Consider the following 23,083-nt stretch of genomic DNA (forward strand, 5'->3'; position numbering starts at 1 on the left):
GGGGGGGGGGGGGGGGGTGTGTGGGGGGGGGGGGGGGGGGGGCTCGGCGGCCCCCCCCCCCCCCCCCGGCCGCTTCATCGGCGGAGCTGTTCCAGCGCTCCGGCGACGGCCGCGAGGTCCGGGCCGGACGCCAGCCCGGCATGGTAGAGGCGGAGCTGGTTCGCGCCGAGCGATGCGGCGTGCGCGGCGTCCCGTTCCAGCGTGGCGGGGCTGCCGCCCATGCCGCTGACCACGGAGAAGTTGGCCGCCAGCACCCCCGTACGGCCGGTGAACGGGCCGAGCACCGCTTCGCGCGCCGCGTCGCCGCCGGTGCAGGGCAGCACCACGCCGTCCGCCACGGAGAGGATGTGCGCCGGGTCGACGCCGGTGTTCGCGCCGGTGCGGTGGGGCTCGGGGTCGGCGTGCAGCAGCACCTGGAAACCGGGTTCCGCCGCCGCCCGCACCGCGGCGACCGCGTCCTCCTGGAGCGTACGGGCCACCTCGCCGCGCCACCGGAGGGTGGCGGCGGCGAGGCCGGCACCGAGGAGCTGTTCGATGCCCTCGCGGCCGACGGCCGTGGAGCCGGACCCGGCCCAGACCGGTTCCAGCGCGGTACGCACGGCCGCGGCCAGGGCGTCGGCGTCCAGGCCCGCTCCGGCGTACCCGGCGCGGCAGACGGCGCAGAAGCAGAGCGACATCAGGTACTGCGCCGCGTCGCCGAGCCCGACGCCCGAGGTCTTGTCGTGGGCATGCAGATGCGCGAAGCCGTACCAGCCGCAGGACTCCAGCTCGGTGCCGCGCGCGCCGCCGCGCACCGCGGCCTCGGCGGCCAGGTCGGTCAGGTAGGAGCGGACCTCGGGCCGGGCCACGCACGGCGCCCAGGGGTAGCGGTCGCCGTACGCGTTGACCACGGAGGTGTCCGGGTGTTCGGCGCCCAGCCGGGAGTTGTGCGCCAGCACCACCCAGCTGTGCACGTCGAGACCGGCGCCGGTGAGGGTCTCGGCGGCCTCGGCGAACGGATCGTCCGAGGCCACCCAGGTCTGCTCGTGGGGGCGCAGCTCGCGCCCCGCCCAGCGTCCGGCGTCCGGCGGGTAGAGCACCGCGGCGTACTCGGCGGTGACGATCCGCCGGACGGGGTGACGGGGGGTCAGCGCCCGGGTGGAGTGGTAGGCGGCGGCGAGCGTCACCTGCTGGATGCCGAGATCGGCGAGGCGGCGGGCGGCGTCCGGGTCGCCGACGACGTCCCAGGGGTAGAGGAAGGCCGAGGTCCTCACCCGCGGCTCCCCTGTCCGAGCGGCTCCGTTCCGTACTGCTCCAGCACGGCCCGGCCGCGCGCGAGGATCGCGGTCAGCTCCTCGACATGGGCGGCGGACGGCTCGGTGAGCGGGGTGCGGACCGGGCCGACGTCCAGCCCGCCGAGCCGGACCCCGGCCTTGACGAGTGCGACGGCGTAGCCGCGGCCCTTGGCGCGCAGCTCCACGAGCGGGCGGTAGAAGTGGTCGAGGAGCTCGCCGGTCAGGGCGTCGTCGCCGGACTCCAGGGCCCGGTAGAAGGCGAGCGCGATGTCGGGCGCGAAGGCGAAGACGGCGGAGGAGTAGAGCGTGATGCCGATGCCCCGGTAGGCGGGGCCGGTGAGTTCGGCGGTGGGCAGCCCGTTGAAGTACAGGAAGTCCGTGCCGGGCCGTGCGGTGCGGACCGCGCTCACGGTGCGCTGCATCAGGTCGAGGTCGCCGTAGCCGTCCTTGAGGCCGATGACGCCGGGCGTCCCGGCGAGGGCGACGACGGTCTCGGGGGTGAAGACGGCGTTGTCGCGCTGGTAGACGATCGTCTCCAGGGAGGTGGCCGCGGCGAGCGCGGTGTAGTGGCCCAGCAGCCCCCGCTGGTCGGCGACGACGAGGTACGGGGGCATGGCGAGGAGCCCGTCCGCGCCCGCCTCCTCGGCGATCCCGGCGTACTGGATCGCGAGCGCCGTGCCGTATCCGGCCCCGGCGACGACGGGCACCTCCCCGGCGGTCTCCTCGACGGCCGCGGCGACGACCCGGCGGAACTCCTCCGGTGCGAGCGCGTGGAACTCCCCGGTGCCGCAGCAGGCGAAGACCGCCGCCGCGCCGGCGTCGATGCCGGTGCGCACATGCGCGCGGAAGGCGTCGAGGTCGACGTCCCCATCGGGGCCGTACGCGGTGACGGGGAAGAAGAGCGGCCCGGCGACGCGGGTGAGGCGGGCGGCAAGAGGGCTTGAGGTCACGGGCGCTCCCTGAGCGTTCAGGCGTGCACAATTCTGACTGGCGTCCACATTCGTGAACGACTGCACGCTAGGCCAGCCCCCTGGCGCGGGTCAAGGAGCAGGTCGGCGCACCGTCGCCGAAGCGGTTCGCGGTTTCACCGACCCGAGACGCCCTCCGCCGCGCCACTTGACTCGGTACGCCGACGCTTCCTAGCGTGTCCATGGATATGAATGCCGTCCACGCATTTGACGTCCACTCAAATGGCGTCCAGGCCGAGGAGATCCGAGCGTGCCCGCTCCCCGCACCGTCCTGCTGACCGGCGCCGCCGGCGGCCTCGGCACCCTGATGCGCGGGCTGCTGCCCGGGTACGGCTACGCGCTGCGGCTCTTCGACGCCGCCCCCGTCGAGGGCGAACCGGACGCGATCACCGCCGACCTCGGCGACCGGGAGGCGCTGCGCGAGGCCGTACGGGGGGTCGACGCGATCATCCACCTCGCGGGCATCTCCCTGGAGTCCTCCTTCGACAAGATCCTCCGGGCCAACATCGAGGGCACGTACCACCTCTACGAGGCCGCGCGGGAGGAGGGCGTGCGACGCGTCGTGTTCGCCTCCTCCAACCATGTCGTCGGCTACACACCCCGGCCGCTGCCCGGCGGCCCGCCGGTCCGGTCCGACGCCCCGCGCCGCCCCGACACCTTCTACGGCCTGTCCAAGTCCTTCGGCGAGGACCTCGCCCAGCTGTACTGGGACCGGCACGGCCTGGAGACCGTCTCGGTACGGATCGGCTCCTGCTACCCCGAGCCGACCTCGGTGCGGATGCTGTCGCTCTGGCTGAGCCCGGCGGACGGCGCCCGGCTCTTCCACGCCGCGCTCACCGCGAAGGACGTGGGGCACACCGTCGTCCACGGCTCCTCCGCCAACACCCGGCTGTGGTGGGACCTGACATCGGCCCGCGCGCTGGGGTACGAGCCCGAGGACGACTCGGAGCCGTACGCGGCCCGGCTCGTCGCCGAACAGGGCGAGCTGGACCCGGACAACCCCGACCACACCCACCTCGGCGGCCACTTCTGCACCAACCCGCCGCTCTGGCCGCGCTGACCGCGGCCCGCCCCGCCCGCACCCCGCACGCATCCCGCGGAGTCCGCCGCCGAAATCCGCGCGACAGGGCAGCCGCGCGCCGGGCAGGATACGGCCCCATGCCGAGACCTTCCGGGTTCCTGTACGAGCAGCACGGCGACGCGAGCGTCACCATCACCCATCACGGCCGCCGCGCGGGCACCCTGCGCGGCGACCGGGCGGCGAAGTTCCTGGCCGAGGTGGAGTCGGGGGACGCGCAGCTGGTGATGGCCCGCTGGACCGGGGCGTACAAGCACGGCAACGAGCGCGCCGCCCGCAACCACCCCCGCAACCGCTGAGCGAGGGCGGACAGGGGGCGCACGGACCGGTACGGGCGAGAAGTCCGGGAAGTTCAGGAAGTTCGAGAAGTCCGGGACGTCTCCGAAGGTAAGGGAACGGCAAAGCGATGCCGTTCGTTACCCCGAGCATGACCGCTATGACCCCCGGCTCGAACATCCCTCTCTCCGCGGCCCGCGTGGCCGTGGACGTCGCCGCTCCGGTGCGGCTCGACGTCTCGGGCCTCCTGCTCACCGTCGGCGGCAAGGTCCGCTCCGACGACGACTTCATCTTCTACAACCAGCCCGACGGCCCCGGTGTGACCTACCGCTCCGGCGGCGGCACCGCGCCGGACACGATCGTGGTGGACACCGCCGCGGTCCCGCCCGGCATCGAGAAGATCGTCGTCACGGCCAGCCCGGACGCGGCGGGCCAGACCTTCCAGGGCATCGAGCCCACCGCGACGGTGCGCAACGCCGACGACAACAGCGTGCTCGCCACCTTCACCCCGCCCCGGCTGGGCGGCGAGACGGCGCTCGTGGTCATCGAGGTCTACCGCCGCAACGGCGCCTGGAAGGCCCGCGCGGTCGGCCAGGGGTACGCGAACGGCCTGGCCGGCATCGCCACGGACTTCGGGGTCACGGTCGAGGAGGAGCCCGCCGCCGCGGCACCCCCGATGCCCGCGGCACCCCCGGCGCAGCCCGCCGCGCCCCCGGCGGACCCGAGGATCGCCGCTCCCCCGGCCCCCGCCGCTCCCCCGGCCCCGCCCGCCGCCCCGCCCGCGCCCGGCAGCGGCAAGATCAACCTCGACAAGGGCCGGGTCAGCCTCCAGAAGAACCAGACGGTCTCCCTGGTCAAGGGCGGCCGCCCGCTGCTCTCCCAGGTCAAGATGGGCCTCGGCTGGGAGCCCGCGTTCCGGGGCAAGGACATCGACCTCGACGCCTCCGTGATCGCCTACGGCCCCAACCGCAACCACCTGGACAGCTGCTACTTCGGCAAGCTCTCCATCCTGAACGGCGCGGTCAAGCACTCCGGCGACAACCTCACCGGCGAGGGCGCGGGCGACGACGAGGTGATCGTCGTGGACCTGGGCCGGCTCCCCGCCGAGGCCACCGGTCTGGTCTTCACGGTCAACTCGTTCACCGGGCAGAAGTTCACCGAGGTCGCCAAGGCCTACTGCCGGCTGGTCGACGCGGCCACCGACGAGGAGCTGGTCCGCTTCGACCTGACGGGCGCCGAGCCGCAGACCGGCGTGATGATGGCCAAGCTGATCAGACAGTTCTCCGGCGAGTGGGAGATGACGGCGATGGGCGAATTCGTGAAGTCGCGCACCGTCCGCGGCATGGTGAAGCCCGCCGCGCAGGCGCTGTAGCCGGCAGCGGCGGGCAAGGCCGCCGGGCCCGCCCCTACGGGGCTCCGCCGCCGGTGAGCGGCGAAGCCCCGTACGGCGGGGCGAGCGCTACTTCTGCGGCTGGCGCTTCCACGGGCCGCTGATGGCGACCATGATGCCCGGCGTCTGAATGTTGGCGAACAGCGTCCGCCCGTCGGGCGAGAAGGTGACGCCGGTGAACTCGCTGTACTCCGGCTCCTCCGCACTGCCGATGTTCAGCTCGTTGCGGGCGATCGGGTAGGTGCGGCCGCTCTCCGTCGCGCCGAAGAGGTGCTGGACGCCCTCGCCGTCCTCGGCGATGACCAGACCGCCGTACGGCGAGACGGTGATGTTGTCCGGGCCGTCGAAGGCACCGTCCTTCGACGGGTCGGGGTTCACCCCGAGCAGCACCTTCAGGGTCAGGGTGCGGCGCTTGGGGTCGTAGAACCAGACCTGGCCGTCGTGCTGGACGGGGCTCTCGGCGCGGGCGAACGAGGAGACGATGTAGGCGCCGCCGTCACCCCACCACATGCCTTCGAGCTTGCGGGCGCGGGTGACCTCGCCGGCGGCGAACTGCTTGCGCACCGAGACGGACCTGGCGTCGCGGTCGGGCACGTCGACCCAGTCCACCCCGTAGACCGTGCCGATGCTGGTGGCGCGGGACAGGTCGTCGACGAACTTGCCGTTGCGGTCGAAGCACTTGGTGGCCTGGAGGACCCCGGCGTCGTCGGCCAGCGTGCGCAGCTTGCCCCGGCCGTGCCGGAAGCCGTGCGGCGGAACCCAGCGGTAGAGCAGTCCGTTGGGGCCGGAGGCGTCCTCGGTCAGATACGCGTGGCCGAGCTTCGGGTCGATGACCACGGCCTCGTGGGCGTAACGGCCGAATGCCTTGATCGGGCGCGGGTCGCGGTTGGCGCGCCGGTCGTAGGGGTCGACCTCGAAGACGTAGCCGTGGTCCTTGAGCAGGCCGTTCTTGCCCGCCTTGTCCTCGGTCTCCTCGCAGGTCAGCCAGGTGCCCCACGGGGTGGCGCCACCGGCGCAGTTGGTGGACGTGCCGGCGATGCCGACCCACTCGGCGGTACGGCCGTCGCGGCGGGTCTCCACGACGGTGCAGCCGCCGGCCGCGACCGGGTCGTAGACGAGGCCCTCGGTGAGCGGCACCGGGTGCTCCCAGCCGGCCCGGGTCCCGCTGAGCTCGTGGTTGTTGACGAGCAGGGTGACACCGCGCGGGCCCTCGAAGGCGGCCGTGCCGTCGTGGTTGGAGGGGGTGTACTCGCCGGACTCCAGCCTGGTGACCCCGCAGTGCGTGACGACCTGGTACGAGAAGCCCTTGGGGAGCGCGAGGATGCCCTCGGGGTCGGAGACCAGCGGGCCGTAACCGGGCTCACGGCCGTGGCCGTTCCCGTGGCCGTTGCCGTGGCCCTGCTCGTCCTGGCCGTGCTTCGGCTCGCCCGCGGCCAGGGCACCCGGCGCGGTGGCCAGCGCCGCGACGGTGCCGGTCAGGGCGATACCGGCACCGGTGAGGGCGGACTGCTTGGTGAATTCCCTGCGCGTGAAGGGCATCACGTAACTCCTGGGACGACGTGGGCGGGTTGTTGCCGCGCCCACACTCGCGCCCCCGTGCCAACACCAGTTGAACTGCGGACGACGCCCGGGGGCATCCTTCCCGTGCAGTTGGCCGGATCACGTGTCCGAATCCTGCCCCACCCTCGTCGCGCCGCCCGGGCCGTCGGCCGGAAGGGCGGTCAGGAGCCCTGGCGCGAGCGGGCCTTGAACGCTGCCTTGCGGGCCTCCTTGGCCTGCTTCTTGTCGCTGTGCAGCCGCCCCATCGCGTCGAGGACGTCGGCGGTCGCCGGGTGGTCCACCCGCCAGGCCTCGTCGAAGAAGCCGCTGTGCCGGCCCGCCAGACCCTCCACCAGCTCCTGGAGCTCGTCGAGATCGCCGTCCGCCGCCAGCTGGGCCGCGATGGTGTCGACGGCCAGCCAGAAGATCATCGACTCCGGCGGGGCGGGCACCCCCTGGGCACCGAGCTCCGCGAGCCAGACCCGGGCCAGGCCGCCCAGCTCCGGGTCGTCCAGCACCTCACGGACCGCGGGCTCCGCCTCCGCGCCGACCAGGGCGAGCGCCTGCTGGCAGTGGAGCCTGCGCAGCGGTGCCTGCGGGTCGGTGCCGCGGGCCGCGGCCAGGAGTTCGGCCGCCGCGCCGTCCGCGCCGCCGCGCCGGGCGAGCCACAGCTCGACCTCGCTGCCGGCCGCCGCCTCCGGGTAGTACGCGATCCCGCCGAGCAGGGCGTCGGCGCCCTTGTCCGCGAGGTCGCCGATCGCCGGGGCGTCCACCCCGGCCTCCAGCATCCGGGCCCGCAGCCCGTACAGGCCGAGGGGGGTGAGCCGGACCATGCCGTACCGGGTGACGTCCTCGTCGTCCACCGCCTGGGCGGCCTCCTCACCGGCCTCGACCAGCAACGCCTCGTCCACCGGGCGGTACTCGACGATGCCGATCGGCTCCAGCACCCGGAACTGGTCGTCCAGGCGCATCATCGCCTCGGACACCTGCTCCAGCACGTCGTCGGTCGGCTCGCCCATCTCGTCGGGCACGATCACCGAGGCGGCGAGCGCGGGCAGCGGCACCGGGACCGGGTCCGTACCGCCCAGGCCGTCGCCGACGGTGAGCAGGTAGAGGTTGGCGAGGACCCCGTCGAGGAAGTCCGCCTCGGCCTCCGGGTCCCAGTCCAGCGCGTCGAAGTCGACCGAGCCGTCCTCGCCGACCAGATCGGCCAGGTCGTCGAAGACCGGCGCCGTGGCGTCGGCGTACGCGGCCTCCAGGCCGTCGAGCCAGATCGCCAGCACATCCTGCGGCGAACCGCCGGTGACCAGCGGCAGGTTCTCCCCGGGGGCGGCCTTCCCCACCGCGTCCGGGCCGTCCTCCTCGTCCGGGTCCTCCACGTCGATGAGCCCCGTGTCGACGGCGAGCCGCCACGCCTCGCTCGCCTCCGCCGCACCGTTCTCGTCGGCCGCGAGGCCCAGGTGCTCGGCCGCCTCCGGCAGCTGCTCGTCGACGAGCTCGCCGCCCGCGCCGACACCGGTCCCCGGCCCCGCCCAGCGGGCGAGCCGGACGGCACGGGCGAGCAGTGGCGCGGCGAGCGCGTCCCGCGCCAGCTCGGCCTCGGTGCGCAGCCGTACGGGCGGCAGGGTGGGGGGCTCTGCGGACATCAGGGGGCTCTCCTCGGGGACGTACGGTTCGTACGGGATCGGGCGGGCCCCAGCGTAGACGTATTTCGCCCCATGCCGCCCGGTTCATGGAACGGACAGCGGCGGTCCACCCGCCAGACCTTGACAACGGCCCGGCGCACACAACACATTGACGCGCGTAGATCCCCGCTCGCCCCTCGATACCCCGGAGCCCTGATGCCTGCCGCATCGTCCAGAACGACCACCGTCTCCGCGCTCGTCGCCGCCGCGCTCGCCGCCGGGCTGCTCACCGGTGCCGCGACCACCTCCGCGTCCGCCTCCGACGCTCCCGCCCCCGCCGCGGACGGCCAGGTCCGCATCCACGACATCCAGGGCTCCACCCGGATGTCGCCGTTCGCCGGTCAGCAGGTCACCGGCGTGCCGGGCGTCGTCACCGGGGTGCGGACGTACGGCTCGAAGGGCTTCTGGTTCCAGGACACCCGGCCCGACGCCGACCCCGCCACCAGCGAGGGCGTCTTCGTCTTCACCAGCTCCGCGCCCGCCGTCGCGGTCGGTGACGCGGTCACCGTCTCCGGCACCGTCACCGAATACGTCCCCGGCGGCCCCGCCTCCGGCAACCAGTCGCTGACCCAGATCAGCAGGCCCACCGTCACCGTGGTCTCCTCCGGCAACCCGCTGCCCGCGCCGGTCCGGATCACCGAGCGCTCGGTCCCGTCCCGGTACGCCCCGGCGGGCGACCCGGCGGCCGGCGGTTCGGTCAACGCGCTTCCGCTGGACCCGGCCCGTTACGCCCTCGACTTCTACGAGTCGGTCGAAGGCATGAACGTCGCGGTCGGCACCTCGCGGGTGGTCGGTGCCACCGACACGCACGCCGAGCTGTGGGTGACCGTCAAGCCGCACGAGAACGACGCCCGCCGCGGCGGCACCGTCTACGGCTCGTACGACCAGCAGAACACCGGCCGCGTCCAGATCCAGTCGCTGGTGCCGCTCGCCGAGCAGCCCTTCCCCAAGGCCGATGTGGGCGATGTGCTCACCGGCACGACCGAGGGCCCGCTGGACTTCAACCAGTACGGCGGCTACACCCTGACCGCCCGCACGATGGGCACGGTCGCCCCGAAGGGCCTGCGGCGGGAGGTCACCCGCAAGCAGCGCTCCGGCGAGCTGGCGGTGGCCACGTACAACGTCGAGAACCTCGACCCGACCGACCCGCAGGAGAAGTTCGACGCGCTGGCCGCCGCGGTCGTCGACAACCTCGCCTCGCCGGACATCGTGGCGCTGGAGGAGATCCAGGACGACAACGGTCCGAAGGACGACGGCACGGTCTCGGCCGGTCTGACGGTGCGGAGGTTCACCGAGGCGATCCGGGCGGCGGGCGGCCCGGCGTACGACTGGCGCTCCATCGACCCCGAGGACAAGAAGGACGGCGGCGAGCCCGGCGGCAACATCCGTCAGGTGTTCCTCTTCAACCCGGAGCGGGTCTCGTTCACCGACCGGACCGGCGGCGACGCGACGACGGCCACCGATGTCGTACGGGAGCGGGGCCGCGCCGCGCTGACCTCCTCCCCCGGCCGGATCGACCCGGCGAACACCGCCTGGGACAACAGCCGCAAGCCGCTCGTCGGCGAGTTCGCCTTCCGCGGCCGTACGGTCTTCGTGGTCGCCAACCACTTCGCGTCCAAGGGCGGCGACGAGGCCGTCTACGCGGAGCACCAGCCGCCGGCCCGCTCCTCGGAGGTCCAGCGCCACGCCCAGGGCCGGGCGGTCAACACCTTCGTGAAGAAGCTGCTGGGCGTCCAGAAGAACGCCAGGGTCCTCGTCGTCGGTGACATCAACGACTTCGAGTTCTCCGGCACGGCGAAGGAGCTGACCGCCGGGGGCGTGCTGTACCCGGCGATCAGGTCCCTGCCGCGCTCGGAGCGTTACACATACGTCTACCAGGGCAACAGCCAGGTCCTCGACCAGATCCTGACCAGCCCGGCGGTCAAGGACTTCGCGTACGACAGCGTGCACATCAACGCCGAGTTCGCCGACCAGAACAGCGACCACGACCCGCAGGTGCTCCGCTTCCGCCCGTAGCGGATGCCTTACGCGCCCGCGCCCGGCACGATGCCGAGCGCGGGCGTGTACCGGTGGACCCCACCGCCGGTCACCCCCGGGTACGACCGCACCCGCTCCCACTGCGGCGTGCCCGAGCCGATCCCGAAGCCCTTCCCGGCCAGTGCGTCGATGTGGGCCCGGGCGCTCTCCCATTCGGCGTAGTTCAGCACCCGCGTCCCGTCGGTGCTCACATGGAAGTGGCCGGAGATGCCGCCCGGGGCGCGCGATCCGTCGGTCGCCAGCGCCTCGAACACGGTGTCCACCCAGTCCCGTTGCCGCGCCGGATCGGCGCCCTCGAACTCGACGTCGACGATCACCACGCAGCCCGGCTCCCGCGCGTCGTCCCCCGGCAGCAGCGACCGGTAGAGCTCCAGGCTGTGCAGCCCGAGCCGCCGGATGCCCGGTACGGCGGCGTCGATGTCCGCGTTGCGCTCGTCCCGGCCGTCGCGGAAGAAGTCCTGGTAGGCCTGCTCGCCACTCCACTGGCTGTAGTGGAGCAGGGTCCGGCCGTCCTCCCCGGTGTGCACGGTGTACGAAAGAAGTCCGGGGTGCGGCCAGTCGCGGCCGGCCCATGCCGCGCGGATCGCCTCGACGGTCCGCCGCATGCGTTCCGGCGTACCGGTGTCCCAGGTGCTCACCTTGACGATTCCGACGTCGTTGCGGGCAAGATCGGGGCGGGATGCGAAACGGACGCTCATGGCGGGTCCTCCTGACCGGGGCACCGGGGTGGTGCGCCCTCACCGGCCACCCTGGTACGTCAAGCGCGCTTGAGGTCAATCCGGCCCGCCCGTCCGGGCCGCATCGGCCACCGACAGCACGACGAACGGAGTACCACATGGCACCGCTTCTCAGGACGATCAGCCGCGAGGAGCATCTGGCGTTCGTCGCGAGCCGCCCCTCCGTGAGCCATATGCAGGTCCCGTCGTGGGGCGATGTGAAGCCCGACTGGCGTGCGGAGAGCATCGGCTGGTTCGACCGGGACGGCACGGGCCGGGAGCGGATCGTCGGCGCGGGGCTGGTGCTCTACCGTCCGATTCCCCGGGTGAAGCGCTATCTGGCCTATCTGCCGGAGGGCCCGGTCGTCGACTGGTTCGGCGCGGAGCTCCGCCAGTGGCTCGATCCGATGGTGGCGCATCTGAAGGCGCGGGGCGCGTTCTCGGTGCGCATGGGGCCGCCGGTGGTGGCGCGGCGCTGGGACGCCCGTACCGTCAAGGACGCCATCGCCGACCCGGCCGCCGGGCGGCTGCGCGACGTGACCCCGGACGAGGAGGACCCGCGGGCCGCCCGGCTCGTGGCGGAGCTGGCCCGGCTGGGCTGGCGGCGCGGCGAGGAGGAGAGCGAGGACGGGTTCAGCGCGGGGCAGCCGCGGTACGTCTTCCAGGTGCCGTTCGCCGGGCGCACGCTGGAGGAGGTCCGCAGCGGCCTGAACCAGCAGTGGCGGCGCAACGTCAAGAAGGCGGAGAAGGCGGGCGTCAAGGTCGTCGAGGGCGGCTTCGAGGACCTTCCGGCCTTCTACGGGCTGTACCGCGAGACCGCGGAACGCGACCGCTTCATCCCCCGTCCGCTCGCCTACTTCGAGCGCATGTGGACGGCGCTGCGCACCGAGGACCCCGAGCGGATGCGGCTCTACCTCGCCGAGTACGAGGGGGAGACGCTCTCCGCGGCGACGATGCTGACGGTCGGCGACCACGTCTGGTACTCCTACGGCGCCTCGACCGGCCGCAGGCGCGAGGTCCAGCCGAGCAACGCCGTCCAGTGGCGGATGATGAGCGACGCGCACGAGCGCGGCGCGGCCGTCTACGACCTGCGGGGCATCACCGACACCCTGGACGAGAGCAACCATCTGCTGGGCCTGCTGCGCTTCAAGGTCGGCACGGGCGGGCGGGCCGCGGAGTACATCGGCGAGTGGGACCTTCCGATCAACAAGGTGCTCCACAAGGCCTTCACCCTCTACATGGCCCGCCGCTGAACCTCCCCGGCCGCCCTACCGAGTGGTCCGCCAGGCGGTCATGTTGAGCTCGTCGAGCAGGCGTACGTCGTTGCCTTCGAGCGGGAAGACGCGGGGCTCCAGGCCGGGGGCCGGGGCGATCTCCAGGGCGTCGCCCTCGACGAGGTCGCCGCCGGTCGGGGTGGAGACCCAGGCCAGCAGCGCGTACATGGACCGGCCCGGCTTCAGCACGACCTGCTGCGGGCCGCGGTCGGTGCCCATGTAGGAGGAGCCGGGGTTGACCTTGACCGGGAGCGGGTCGCCCGCCTCGTCCAGGGCCCGGACGGAGGGGTAGCCGTCGACCGGGTACGGCTTGTCGCCGCAATTGGTGAGCGTGAGCCCGACGGCCCGGTGGCCGAGGGCCGGCTCCACCTCGCCCATGTCGACGACGACACCGGAGGACGGGCAGTCGGCCCGGCCGGTGCGCGTGGGGGCGGTCGGCCGTGCGGTGGACGGGCGCCCGGGAAGCACGACGGAGGCGCTGGGAAACGGCGTCGGCAGCTTGTCGGGGTGCACCGCGTACGGACCACTGGGCGTCGGCCCCGGCTCGCCCTCCCCTGCCGGTACGAGGAAGCCCGCGCAGCCGGAGAGCGTGAGCCCCAGCGCCCCGGCCAGGAGCACGGCCGCCAGCGGGCCGCGTCTCCCGTGTCCCGTTCCGCGCCCCGTGTCCGCCCGTCCCCGCATGCCTACGCCTCCGCCCGGTCGACCCACCTGTCGCATGGACGTTCGATCATGTCAGAGCCCGGAGGTCGCGATCGCCAACTGTTCAGTGTTCCTTGTTGGTTGCCCGAAGCAGATCTAAGTGGACCTTCACGGTCGGCCCGGCCGAGACTTCGGGGATGACCGCACCCCTCACGCCCTTCGGCCGGGCGCTCTGCGCCATGATCACGCCCTTCACCGCCGCCGGTGAGCTGGACCCGGACGCCGCCGGGCGGCACGCCGCCGACCTGGTCGCGAACGGCTGCGACGGTCTGGTGCTGAACGGCACCACCGGCGAGTCCCCGACCACGACCGACGCGGAGAAGACCACACTGCTGCGGGCGGTCCGGGAGGCGGTCGGCGGCCGGGTGCCGATCGTCGCCGGGGTCGGCAGCGCGGACACCCGGCACACCGCGGAACTCGCCCGGCAGGCCGAACGGGCGGGCGCGGACGGCCTGCTGGTGGTGACGCCGTACTACAGCCGGCCGCCCCAGGCCGCCGTCGAGGCGCACTTCCGCCGCGTCGCCGACGCGACCGGCCTCCCGCTGATGCTGTACGACATCCCCGGCCGCACCGGCACCCGCATCGAGCCGGAGACCCTGCTGCGGCTCGCCGAGCACCCCCGGGTGGTGGCCGTGAAGGACTGCGCGTACGACCTGCTGGGCTCCACGAAGGTGATCGGCGCGACCTCGCTGGCGTACTACTCGGGCTGCGAGGAGCTGAACCTGCCGCTGTACGCGGTGGGCGCGGCGGGCTATGTCAGCACGGTCGCCAATGTGGTGCCCGGCCCGCTGCGGGCGGTGCTGGACGCCTTCGACGCCGGGGACACCGCCGGGGCCGCCCGGCTCAACCTGCTGACCGCCCCGCTCGCCGGGGCCATGATGGCGGCCGGGCTGCCCGGCGCGGTGACCGCGAAGGCGCTGCTCGGTGCCGGTCCGGTCCGTGAACCGTTGCAGCCCGCCGGGCGCGGGGCGGCCGACGGGCTGCGGGAGGTGTACGCGGAACTCCTCCGCGCCCTCGGTCAGTTGTGACTGTGCAGGACGTCGTTGAGCCCGTCCCAGACCGCGTTGTTCGGGCGGGCCTCGACGGCGCCGGAGACCGAGTTGCGGCGGAAGAGGATGTTCGAGGCGCCGGAGAGCTCACGGGCCTTGACGATCTGTCCGTCCGGCAGCGTGATCCGGGTACCGGCGGTGACGTAGAGCCCGGCCTCGACGACGCACTCGTCGCCGAGCGCGATCCCGACCCCGGCCTCGGCGCCGATCAGGCAGCGCTCGCCGATCACGATGCGCTCCTTGCCGCCGCCGGAGAGGGTGCCCATGGTGGAGGCGCCGCCGCCGATGTCGGAGCCGTCGCCGACGACGACACCCGCGGAGATACGGCCCTCGACCATCGAGGTGCCGAGGGTGCCCGCGTTGAAGTTGACGAAGCCCTCGTGCATGACGGTCGTACCGGCGGCGAGGTGGGCGCCGAGCCTGACCCGGTCGGCGTCGGCGATCCGGACGCCCTTCGGGGCCACGTAGTCCGTCATCCGGGGGAACTTGTCGACCGAGGTGACCTGGAGGTGCAGGCCCTCGGCGCGGGCGTTCAGCCGGACCTTCTCCAGGTCGTCCACGGCGACCGGGCCGAGCGAGGTCCAGGCGACGTTGGCGAGGAGGCCGAAGAGGCCGTCCAGGTTCTGGCCGTGCGGCCGGACCAGGCGGTGCGAGAGCAGGTGCAGGCGCAGGTACGCGTCGTGCGCGTCGAGCGGCTTGTCGTCGAGCGAGGCGATGACCGTGACGACGGCGACGACCTCGACCCCGCGGCGGGCGTCCACGCCGACGGCCTTGGCGGCGCCCTGGCCCAGCAGGTCGACCGCCTGGGCGGGGGTGAGCCGCTCGGTTCCGGCCGGGCCGGGTTCGGCGGTGAGCTCGGGGGCGGGGAACCAGGTGTCGAGAACGGTGCCGTCGCCGGCGATGGTGGCGAGGCCGGCGGCGACGGCGCCGGTGGTGCGAGCAGAAGTCGTGTCGGTCATGACACGAAACCTAACCGGCCGGACGCCGCCGGAGCCAACCGGTCTCGCCCGATGGTCGTGGCGCGCCCGCCCCGGACCCCGCCCCGGTGAGTTCCTTCTGGGAACCCACTGTGGCATCATGCGTTCCTGCTGGTCGATCCGGCAGCACGCGGAACGCGGGACGCAGAAGGCGGACGCGGGAGACCGGCGGAGGAACCCATGCCCCAGCGCACCAGCCTGGCCGGCACCGACTGCGCGATCGCCCAGGCGCTCGACGTGGTGGGCGACTGGTGGACGCTGCTGATCATCCGGGACACGGCGCGCGGGGTGCACCGCTTCGACGCGCTCCAGGAGGAGCTGGGCGTGTCCCGCAAGGTACTGACCGAGCGGCTGCGGCTGCTGGTGGACGCGGGAGTGCTCTCCCGGGAGCCGTATCAGGACCGTCCGCCCCGCTACGAGTACCGGCTCACCCGGCGGGGCCGCGCGCTGCTGCCCGTACTGATCGCGCTCCAGGACTGGGGCGACACCTGGCTGCTCGGGGAAGGGGACACGATGGCGACCGCCGCGGAGAGCTCGAAGGAGGCGGCCCGGGTGCACGCCCTGGCGGGCACGCGCCTGCCGGAACTGCGCCTGCCGGACCACGACGGCACCCTTCGCGACCCGGTCGCGGACACCCCGGGCACCGTTCTGTACTTCTTCCCCGGCGCCTACGCCCGCCGGGACGCCTATCCGCCGGGCTGGTCCGGGATTCCGGGCGCGCGGGGCTGCACGCTCGAATCCTGCACCTACCGCGACCAGCTGGCCGAGTTCACGGCGGCGGGCGCGACGGTGCACGGGATCTCGACCCAGCGCCCGGACGAGCAGCGGGACTTCAGCAGGGCGGAGCAGCTGCGGTTCCCGCTGCTGTCCGACGCGGAGCTGGAGCTGACGGCGGCCCTGCGGCTGCCGACCTTCCGCGCCGGGGGCGTCAGCCGGCTGAAGCGGCTGACGCTGGTGGTGGACCGCGAGCGGACGGTGCGCGAGGTGCTGTATCCGGTGACGGACATCGAGGAGAGCGTCCGGGCGGCGCTGGCGGTGGCCCGCAGCATCACCCGGCCCGCCGGCTGAGCCCGCCCAAAGCCCGGCCCCGGCACGTCTCAGCCGGTGATCCGCCCCAGCATCTCCCGCGCGTAGGCCTCGTCGTACGTGCCGCCGGTGAGCAGCACCTGGAGGCAGATCCCGTCCATGAGCGCGATCAGCGCGCGGGCCGTGGCCGGGTCGGTGCGCCGGGAGAGCAGCGCGGCGGTGTCGTCCGTCCACTCGGCGGCGACCGGACGCAGCGCGGGCCTGCGCAGGGCGGCGAGATACAGCTCGTACTCCAGCTCGGCCCGTCCGTGCCCGCCGGAGAGGTACCACCCGAGCAGCCGGGCCAGCTCCCCCGCCAGGTCGGACTCCGGGTCTTCCAGTGCCCCGCCGTCCCTCATGGCCCCGGCGAAGTTCTCGTTCGACCGGCGCAGCGCGGCGGTCAACAGCTCGTCCAGCGAGGCGAAGTGATACGTAGTCGAGCCGAGCGGCACATCGGCCTCGGCCGCGACGGAGCGGTGGCTCAGCTCCGCGATGCCCCGGGCCCCCACCACCCGGATCGCGGCGTCGATGATCCGGTCGCGCCGGCCGGGGTCGTAGCGGCGCGCCATCAGTGGGCCCCGCCCAGATTCAGCACCACCACTCCGGCGATGATCAGCGCTATCCCCGCCAGCTTGACCGCGCCGGCGGACTCACCCATGAAGAGGATGCCTATGGCGGCGATCGCCGCGGTGCCGATCCCCGCCCAGATCGCGTAGGCGGTGCCCATCGAGAGCGTCTTCAGCGTCCGGGCGAGCAGCCCGAACGCCAGAAGGTAGCCCGCGACGGTGATCAGCGAGGGCCAGAGCCGGGTGAAGCCCTCGCTGTACTTCATGGCCGTCGTACCGGCCACCTCCGCCGCGATGGCCGCGGCCAGCAGTCCGTACCCCATGTGTACGAGTGTACGTATCGCCGGGACCGGGTGGAGCCGGGAGCTTCCGAACGGCTGAAACGTTACGGTGTCCCGACCGGCAGACAGCACACCAGTACGACGAGAGACGACGGAGCGACAGTGGCGCAGGACGCAGGGTGGGGCGGAGCACCGTACGGAGGACCCCCGGGACCCCCGGGATGGGGAGCCTGGACACCGCAACCGCCGAAGCCCGGGGTGATACCGCTGACGCCCCTGAGGCTCGGCGACATATTCGGCGGCGCCTTCAGCACGCTGGGGCGCTACTGGAAGCAGCTGATCGGCGTGGGCGGGGTCGCGTACGGCGGGGCGCTGGTGGTCATGGCCGTCACGGTCGTGGTCGCGTACTCCGCGGTCAGCGGCCATCTGGACACGCTCTTCTCGCTCAGCGGCGACGAGGACCCCCGCTCCTCCGACGTGATTCCGGTCGTGATCGCCTTCGGCGCCATCTGGCTGCTCGGGGTGGTCTCCTTCGTGATCGCGACGGCCGTGATGCACGCGGCCGTTCCCGCGGTGCTCCAGGAGGCCGTCCTGGGCAGGCCGACCACCTTCTCCGCCGTCTTGCGCCGGGCCTGCTCGCGCGTTCCGACGGTGATCGGGACGGTCGCCCTGACCTTTCTGATCGCGGTGGTCCCGATGATCCTCGTGGTGGGCGGAGTCATCGCGCTGGTGATCGGTACGATCACCCTGGGCCACGACACCGGTGCGGCCCTGTGGGTCGTGCTCGGCTTCGTGGGCGCCTTCGCGACGGCCCCGCTGGCGATCTGGCTCATGACGAAGTTCTCCCTGGCGCCCTCGGCCGCGGTGTTCGAGGGGCAGTCCGCGGTCGCCTCGATGCGCCGTTCGTCGCGGCTGGTGCGCGGCGACTGGTGGCGGATCTTCGGGATCAGCCTGCTGAGCATGCTCCTGGCCTCCGTGGCGAGCTACTTCATCCAGCTGCCGTTCTCGTTCCTCGGCGCGTTCTCCGGTCTCGTCGGCGGGTCGACACTGGGCGACGACCCCAACCCCGCCTCGATCGTCTTCGCCATGAGCGGCTACGCGGTGATCATGGCCCTGGGCGCGCTGGTCAGCCAGTTCATCGCGGCGGTCTTCCCGCCGCTGGTGACCGGCCTGCTCTACATCGACCGGCGCATGCGCACGGAGAACCTGGGTCCGGCCCTCGCCGAGGCGGCCGGCGTACCGGCGCCGCACGGCACGGGGCACGGACCCACCTACCACGGTCCGCGGTAGGGGTCCGTCGCCCCACCGCGTCCCGGCCCGTCGCCGGGTCCCCGTCGGCCGGTGAGCCGCGCGCCCGGTGACCTACGCGTGCGCCCGATGAGTCACTTGTTCGACGACAGCACGCAGAACTCGTTCCCCTCGGGGTCCGCCAGCACCACCCAGCTGACGTCCGGCCGCTGCCCGATGTCGGCCCGGCGGGCCCCGAGCCCGATGATGCGCGCGACCTCGGTGTCCCGGTCGTCGGGGTCGAGGTCGATGTGCAGCCGGTTCTTGGCCGTCTTCGGTTCGGTCACGGGAACGAAGGTGATCATGGGCAGGGCGGACTCGTCGGCACCGATGACGAGTTCGTCCTCCACCTCGTGGAGCACCTTCCAGTCGAGCACCGCGCACCAGAAGCGGGCGAGTGCGGGCATGTCGTGGGCGTCGATGACAATGCTGCAGAAGGAAACGGCCATGCCCGCCAGTCTGCCCGGCGGACACGGCCGTTCGCACCCCCGGACCGGCGGGGGCGTACGGTCCGTCAGCGGCCGACGGTGAACCAGACGGCCCGTGACTTCTTCCACTCGGCCCGGTCGAGGTCCTTGGCCTCCGTGCCGTCCCCGTACAGGTCGGCCGAACCGGAGTCCGTGACCAGCTGCGCCCTGGCCCCCGGCACCGTCAGGTCCGGGACGTCCACGACGGCCTCCCAGCCGCCCGGGTCCGCGGTCGGCAGATCGGCCCGCTTGACCGGGGCGTGGGCGGGGACCCCGTCCCAGGTGTAGAGGGCGTACGGGTCGGAGTTGTCGTCGGCCGCCCAGGAACCGGCCACGATCAGGTACTGGTCGGCGGCGTTCTTGCGGATGTCCCGGATGCTGAGCCCGCCGAGGTCCAGCTGGATCGGCGTGCCCATGACCGCCTTCGCCCCGCCGCCGGCCACCTTGTCGAAATTGGTGACGGGCACGATCAGAGCCTTGCCGCCCGACTTCGGCGGCACCAGCGGCGCCCGGAATCCGAGGTACGCGGTGGTCGTGGAGCCGGGGGCGAATTCCAGGCCCTCGACGTTGAACCCGTCGATCTGCTTGGGGACCTGGCCGTCCGCCGTGCCCGCGGCGAAGCCGAGCCGGTTGCCGTTGGCCTTGTCCCAGGCGACCAGGTCGTCACGGAGCTTGCCGTACGAGCCGCCGACCTTCAGCTGGGTGCCGGCGCCCGAGCCGGTCACCGTCGTGGTGAAGACGGTGTTGCGGGGCGACTTGTAGACACCGTCCTTGTTGTTGCCGAGCGAACCGGTCCAGTAGATCGTGTCACCGACCCGGGCGGCCGCCTCGATGTCGATCTCCTTGGTCAGCCCGAGCTTCGAGCCGACGTCCCAGCTGCGCACCGGGCCACCGGAGGCGGAACGGTCGTACAGGCGCAGCGTGTTGGACTCGTCGTCGGCCACGACCACGTACCCGCCGCCCACGTCGACGGCGGCCGAGGAGTCGGCGGAACCGGTGAAGTAGCGGGTGTCGGCGGCGTTTTGCACGGCGGCGGAGGCGGCGTAGTGCAGGGTCCTGGTGGCGGTCTTGCCGCCGAGTCCGGTGACCTCGACCGTGAGGTCGGTGTAGCCGCGGCCGCGTGCGGCGACCGCGAGGGTCCGGGTCGCGCCGGTGCCCGTCACGGTCACATCGCCGGCCCGGGCCACGGACGGCTTGGAACTGGCGGACGCCGCCACGCCGAGCGCGCCCGCGTCGGCGCCGCTCTGGGCGACGGTGACGGTGACCACGGGATCGCCGCTCGCGCCGACGGCGCCGGAGAGGTAGGAGACCGAGAGCCCGATCGTCGGCGTCCCGTAACTCGCGGCGTGCGCGGGGGCGTCGATACCGAGCGCGGCCAGCAGGAGAACTCCGCCCGCGGCGGTGGCCGCCCTGCGGCCGGGAAGCGAAATCTGATGCAGCACAGCATGCCTCTCGTCGGCGTGGTGTCGCGGTTACGTTCCGCTACCCGGGCCAACGACGGGCACACATCACGGGTACGGCGGGCGACGCGGGTACGAAGAACGGCCCCCGGCGGGAAGCCGGGGGCCGTTCCGTCGCAGCACGCGGACGCGCGTACGGGTCAGACGTTGAAGCCGAGGGCGCGCAGCTGCTCGCGACCGTCGTCCGTGATCTTGTCCGGGCCCCACGGGGGCATCCAGACCCAGTTGATCCGCAGTTCGTTGACGATGCCGTCCGTCGCGGACTTCGCCTGGTCCTCGATGACGTCGGTCAGCGGGCAGGCCGCGGACGTCAGCGTCATGTCGAGGGTGGCGATGTTGGCGTCGTCGATGTGGATGCCGTAGATCAGGCCCAGGTTGACGACGTCGATACCCAGCTCGGGGTCGACGACGTCGTACAGGGCCTCACGGACCTCCTCCTCGGAGGCCGGCTTGATCGTCGGGCTCTCGTCGGTCGTCACCGTGTTGTCGCTCATGCCGTCTTCCCTTCGGACAGCGCTTTGGCCGTCGCGTCCTTCCACGCCATCCAGCTCAGCAGCGCGCATTTCACCCGGGCGGGGTACTTGGAGACACCGGCGAACGCGACCGCGTCCTCCAGCACCTCCTCCATCGCGTCGTCCGGCTCCAGCTGGCCCTTCGACTGCATCAGCTCCAGGAAGGTCTCCTGGATCTTCTGCGCCTGGCCCAGCTCCTTGCCGACCAGCAGGTCGTTGAGCACGGAGGCGCTGGCCTGGCTGATGGAGCAGCCCTGACCCTCGTACGACACGTCGGCGATGGTCTCGCCGTCGTACCTCACCCGGAGCGTGATCTCGTCGCCGCACGTCGGGTTGACGTGGTGCACCTCGGCGTCGCCGTCCCGCAGGCCGCGCCCGTGGGGGTGCTTGTAGTGGTCCAGGATCACTTCCTGGTACATGGAGTCAAGCTTCACCAGTCAACCCTCAGCCGCTCGTCCATTATCCGAAAAAGTTCCGTACGTGCTCCAGGCCGTCCACCAGGGCGTCGACCTCGGCGGGCGTGGAGTACAGATAGAACGACGCTCGCGTCGTCGCAGGAATTCCGTACCGCAGGCAGACCGGCCGTGCGCAGTGGTGTCCTACCCGGACGGCGATGCCCTGCTCGTCGAGGACCTGGCCCACGTCGTGCGGGTGGATGTCGCCGAGCGTGAAGGAGATCGTGGCGCCCCGGTCCTCGGCCGTCGCCGGGCCGATGATCCTGAGGTCGGGGACCTCCAGCAGCCGCTTCACGGCGTACTCGGTGATCGCGTGCTCGTGCCGGGCGATCTTGTCCATGCCGATCGCCGAGAGGTAGTCCACGGCCGCGCCGAGGCCGACGGCCTGGGCGATCGGGGGCGTACCGGCCTCGAACTTGTGCGGCGCGGGGGCGTACGTCGACGAGTGCATCGACACGGTCTCGATCATCTCGCCGCCGCCGAGGAACGGCGGCAGGTCCTCCAGGAGCTCCTGCCGTCCCCAGAGCACGCCGATGCCGGTCGGACCGACCATCTTGTGGCCGGTGAAGGCCACGAAGTCGGCCTGCAGCGCCTGCACGTCGAGCACCATGTGCGGGGCGGCCTGCGAGGCGTCGATGCAGACCAGGGCACCGACCTGCTGGGCGCGGCGGACGATCTGCTCGACCGGGTTGATCGTGCCCATGATGTTGGAGACCAGCGTGAAGGAGACGATCTTCGTCTTCTCCGTGATGATCTCGTCGATGTTGGACAGGTCGAGGCGGCCGTCGTCGGTGATGCCGAACCACTTCAGCTTCGCGCCGGTGCGCTGCGAGAGCAGCTGCCACGGCACGATGTTGGAGTGGTGCTCCATCTCCGTGGTGACGATCTCGGTGTCGTGGTCCACCCGGTAGGGCTCGTCGGCCCAGCCGAGCATGTTGGCCACGAGGTTGAGCGACTCGGAGGCGTTCTTGGTGAAGATCACCTCGTCGCGGCTGGGCGCGTTGATGAACGCGGCGACCTTGTCACGGGCGCCCTCGTACAGCGCCGTGGCCTCCTCCGCGATGGTGTACACGCCGCGGTGCACGTTGGCGTTGTGCCGCTCGTAGTACTCGTTGAGGGCGTCGAGGACCTGGCGCGGCTTCTGCGAGGTCGCCGCACTGTCCAGGTAGACGACCTTCTTCCCGTCGTGGACCGTCCGATCCAGCAGGGGGAAGTCCTTGCGGATCGCCTCGGTGTCGAGGAGGCCCGGCAACTGTGTCACGCGGACGCGCCACCCTTCACATATGCCTCGTAGCCCTCGTTCTCCAGCTTGTCGGCGAGCTCGGCGCCGCCGGACTCGGCGATGCGGCCGTTCGCGAAGACGTGCACGAAGTCGGGCTTGATGTAGCGGAGGATCCGCGTGTAGTGCGTGATCAGCAGGGTGCCGACCTCGCCGGTCTCGCGGACCCGGTTGACGCCCTCGGAAACGATGCGCAGGGCGTCGACGTCCAGGCCGGAGTCGGTCTCGTCGAGGATCGCGATCTTCGGCTTGAGGAGCTCCAGCTGGAGGATCTCGTGGCGCTTCTTCTCACCGCCGGAGAAGCCCTCGTTGACGTTGCGCTCAGCGAACGCCGGGTCCATCTGGAGGCGGCCCATCGTCTCCTTGACCTCCTTCACCCAGGTGCGCAGCTTGGGCGCCTCGCCGCGGACGGCGGTGGCGGAGGTACGCAGGAAGTTGGAGACCGAGACACCGGGGATCTCGACGGGGTACTGCATCGCGAGGAACACACCGGCACGGGCGCGCTCGTCGACGCTCATCTCCAGGACGTCCTCGCCGTCCAGGGTCACCGAGCCGCTGGTGATCGTGTACTTGGGGTGACCCGCGAGGGAGTACGCGAGGGTGGACTTGCCGGACCCGTTGGGGCCCATGATGGCGTGCGTCTCGCCCTGCTTCACGGTCAGGTCGACGCCCTTGAGGATCTCCTTCGTGGCGTTGTCGGCCTCGACGGAGACGTGCAGGTCGCGGATTTCAAGCGTTGCCATGGGTGA

At 72.2% G+C, this 23,083-nt stretch carries 23 protein-coding genes; 8 read left to right on the forward strand and 15 right to left on the reverse strand.

What is annotated here, in order from left to right; all coding sequences use genetic code 11:
* Nucleotides 1-74: 74 nt before the first annotated feature.
* Complete coding sequence (locus tag ACFCV8_RS22295; RefSeq protein ID WP_376687151.1) at nt 75-1,253, reverse strand: hypothetical protein; 1,179 nt, start codon at nt 1,251-1,253, stop codon at nt 75-77.
* Nucleotides 1,250-2,224: a 5-dehydro-4-deoxyglucarate dehydratase gene (locus ACFCV8_RS22300; protein ID WP_376687152.1), complete on the reverse strand. Its 975-nt coding sequence runs from the start codon at nt 2,222-2,224 to the stop codon at nt 1,250-1,252. The genes ACFCV8_RS22295 and ACFCV8_RS22300 overlap by 4 nt, the downstream gene beginning before the upstream one ends.
* Before the next feature lie 268 nt (nt 2,225-2,492).
* On the opposite strand from ACFCV8_RS22300, the gene ACFCV8_RS22305 reads away from it, so the two are divergent.
* From ACFCV8_RS22305 to ACFCV8_RS22315, 3 genes are all read left to right on the forward strand, one after another.
* The gene (locus ACFCV8_RS22305; RefSeq protein WP_376687153.1) at nt 2,493-3,302 is read left to right on the forward strand and encodes an NAD-dependent epimerase/dehydratase family protein; all 810 of its coding nucleotides are present in this window, start codon (nt 2,493-2,495) and stop codon (nt 3,300-3,302) included.
* Nucleotides 3,303-3,400: 98 nt separating this feature from the next.
* Nucleotides 3,401-3,619, forward strand: a complete 219-nt coding sequence (locus ACFCV8_RS22310; RefSeq protein WP_376687154.1) for a hypothetical protein — start codon at nt 3,401-3,403, stop codon at nt 3,617-3,619.
* Between the two features lie 128 nt (nt 3,620-3,747).
* The gene (locus tag ACFCV8_RS22315; protein ID WP_376687155.1) at nt 3,748-4,968 is read left to right on the forward strand and encodes a TerD family protein; all 1,221 of its coding nucleotides are present in this window, start codon (nt 3,748-3,750) and stop codon (nt 4,966-4,968) included.
* Nucleotides 4,969-5,055: 87 nt separating this feature from the next.
* On the opposite strand, the gene ACFCV8_RS22320 is transcribed toward ACFCV8_RS22315, so the two are convergent.
* Both ACFCV8_RS22320 and ACFCV8_RS22325 read right to left on the reverse strand, forming a co-directional pair.
* A complete protein-coding gene (locus ACFCV8_RS22320) occupies nt 5,056-6,525 on the reverse strand; it encodes an alkaline phosphatase PhoX (RefSeq protein ID WP_376687156.1) in 1,470 nt (489 codons plus the stop codon).
* A gap of 182 nt (nt 6,526-6,707) precedes the next feature.
* A complete protein-coding gene (locus ACFCV8_RS22325; RefSeq protein ID WP_376687157.1) occupies nt 6,708-8,171 on the reverse strand; it encodes a hypothetical protein in 1,464 nt (487 codons plus the stop codon).
* A 195-nt stretch (nt 8,172-8,366) separates the two neighbouring features.
* Between ACFCV8_RS22325 and ACFCV8_RS22330 the strand changes: the two genes are divergently transcribed.
* Nucleotides 8,367-10,226: an endonuclease/exonuclease/phosphatase family protein gene (locus ACFCV8_RS22330; RefSeq protein ID WP_376687158.1), complete on the forward strand. Its 1,860-nt coding sequence runs from the start codon at nt 8,367-8,369 to the stop codon at nt 10,224-10,226.
* An 8-nt stretch (nt 10,227-10,234) separates the two neighbouring features.
* Here the strand turns inward: ACFCV8_RS22330 and ACFCV8_RS22335 are convergent, their stop codons facing one another.
* Complete coding sequence (locus ACFCV8_RS22335; protein WP_376687159.1) at nt 10,235-10,945, reverse strand: antibiotic biosynthesis monooxygenase; 711 nt, start codon at nt 10,943-10,945, stop codon at nt 10,235-10,237.
* Between the two features lie 137 nt (nt 10,946-11,082).
* Between ACFCV8_RS22335 and ACFCV8_RS22340 the strand changes: the two genes are divergently transcribed.
* Complete coding sequence (locus ACFCV8_RS22340) at nt 11,083-12,216, forward strand: lipid II:glycine glycyltransferase FemX (RefSeq protein ID WP_376687160.1); 1,134 nt, start codon at nt 11,083-11,085, stop codon at nt 12,214-12,216.
* Between the two features lie 15 nt (nt 12,217-12,231).
* On the opposite strand, the gene ACFCV8_RS22345 is transcribed toward ACFCV8_RS22340, so the two are convergent.
* Nucleotides 12,232-12,918: a DUF4232 domain-containing protein gene (locus tag ACFCV8_RS22345; protein WP_376687161.1), complete on the reverse strand. Its 687-nt coding sequence runs from the start codon at nt 12,916-12,918 to the stop codon at nt 12,232-12,234.
* Between the two features lie 155 nt (nt 12,919-13,073).
* Here ACFCV8_RS22345 and dapA point away from each other — a divergent pair, with 155 nt between their 5' ends.
* Nucleotides 13,074-13,964 carry a 4-hydroxy-tetrahydrodipicolinate synthase gene (gene dapA, locus ACFCV8_RS22350; protein ID WP_376687162.1) on the forward strand — a complete coding sequence of 297 codons (891 nt, stop codon included), beginning with the start codon at nt 13,074-13,076 and terminating at the stop codon, nt 13,962-13,964.
* Here the strand turns inward: dapA and dapD are convergent.
* Nucleotides 13,955-14,944, reverse strand: coding sequence for a 2,3,4,5-tetrahydropyridine-2,6-dicarboxylate N-succinyltransferase (gene dapD / locus ACFCV8_RS22355; RefSeq protein WP_376687163.1), 990 nt, complete (start codon nt 14,942-14,944; stop codon nt 13,955-13,957). The genes dapA and dapD overlap by 10 nt on opposite strands.
* A gap of 198 nt (nt 14,945-15,142) precedes the next feature.
* Here dapD and ACFCV8_RS22360 point away from each other — a divergent pair, with 198 nt between their 5' ends.
* Nucleotides 15,143-16,030, forward strand: a complete 888-nt coding sequence (locus ACFCV8_RS22360) for a winged helix-turn-helix transcriptional regulator (RefSeq protein WP_376687164.1) — start codon at nt 15,143-15,145, stop codon at nt 16,028-16,030.
* 29 nt (nt 16,031-16,059) lie between these two features.
* Here the strand turns inward: ACFCV8_RS22360 and ACFCV8_RS22365 are convergent, their stop codons facing one another.
* Nucleotides 16,060-16,596, reverse strand: coding sequence for a TetR/AcrR family transcriptional regulator (locus ACFCV8_RS22365; protein WP_376687165.1), 537 nt, complete (start codon nt 16,594-16,596; stop codon nt 16,060-16,062).
* Nucleotides 16,596-16,916: a DMT family transporter gene (locus ACFCV8_RS22370; RefSeq protein ID WP_376687166.1), complete on the reverse strand. Its 321-nt coding sequence runs from the start codon at nt 16,914-16,916 to the stop codon at nt 16,596-16,598. Before ACFCV8_RS22370 ends, ACFCV8_RS22365 begins: the two co-directional genes overlap by 1 nt.
* 216 nt (nt 16,917-17,132) lie before the next feature.
* Here ACFCV8_RS22370 and ACFCV8_RS22375 point away from each other — a divergent pair, with 216 nt between their 5' ends.
* Nucleotides 17,133-18,164 (forward strand): hypothetical protein, encoded by a 1,032-nt coding sequence (locus tag ACFCV8_RS22375; protein WP_376687167.1) that lies wholly within the window; start codon nt 17,133-17,135, stop codon nt 18,162-18,164.
* Between the two features lie 92 nt (nt 18,165-18,256).
* Here the strand turns inward: ACFCV8_RS22375 and ACFCV8_RS22380 are convergent, their stop codons facing one another.
* From ACFCV8_RS22380 to sufC, 6 genes are all read right to left on the reverse strand, one after another.
* The gene (locus ACFCV8_RS22380) at nt 18,257-18,610 is read right to left on the reverse strand and encodes a VOC family protein (protein ID WP_376687168.1); all 354 of its coding nucleotides are present in this window, start codon (nt 18,608-18,610) and stop codon (nt 18,257-18,259) included.
* Nucleotides 18,611-18,675: 65 nt separating this feature from the next.
* Nucleotides 18,676-20,070 (reverse strand): hypothetical protein, encoded by a 1,395-nt coding sequence (locus ACFCV8_RS22385; RefSeq protein ID WP_376687169.1) that lies wholly within the window; start codon nt 20,068-20,070, stop codon nt 18,676-18,678.
* A gap of 158 nt (nt 20,071-20,228) precedes the next feature.
* Nucleotides 20,229-20,582: a metal-sulfur cluster assembly factor gene (locus ACFCV8_RS22390; protein ID WP_376687170.1), complete on the reverse strand. Its 354-nt coding sequence runs from the start codon at nt 20,580-20,582 to the stop codon at nt 20,229-20,231.
* Nucleotides 20,579-21,034 carry a Fe-S cluster assembly sulfur transfer protein SufU gene (sufU, locus tag ACFCV8_RS22395; protein ID WP_376687171.1) on the reverse strand — a complete coding sequence of 152 codons (456 nt, stop codon included), beginning with the start codon at nt 21,032-21,034 and terminating at the stop codon, nt 20,579-20,581. Before sufU ends, ACFCV8_RS22390 begins: the two co-directional genes overlap by 4 nt.
* 25 nt (nt 21,035-21,059) lie before the next feature.
* Nucleotides 21,060-22,316: a cysteine desulfurase gene (locus tag ACFCV8_RS22400; protein ID WP_376687172.1), complete on the reverse strand. Its 1,257-nt coding sequence runs from the start codon at nt 22,314-22,316 to the stop codon at nt 21,060-21,062.
* On the reverse strand, nt 22,313-23,077 hold the full coding sequence (sufC, locus tag ACFCV8_RS22405) for a Fe-S cluster assembly ATPase SufC (protein WP_376687173.1): 765 nt from the start codon (nt 23,075-23,077) through the stop codon (nt 22,313-22,315). Before sufC ends, ACFCV8_RS22400 begins: the two co-directional genes overlap by 4 nt.
* Between the last annotated feature and the right edge of the window lie 6 nt (nt 23,078-23,083).

Origin of the sequence: Streptomyces sp. NPDC056347, assembly GCF_042262625.1 — a bacterium.
GTDB lineage: Bacteria > Actinomycetota > Actinomycetes > Streptomycetales > Streptomycetaceae > Streptomyces.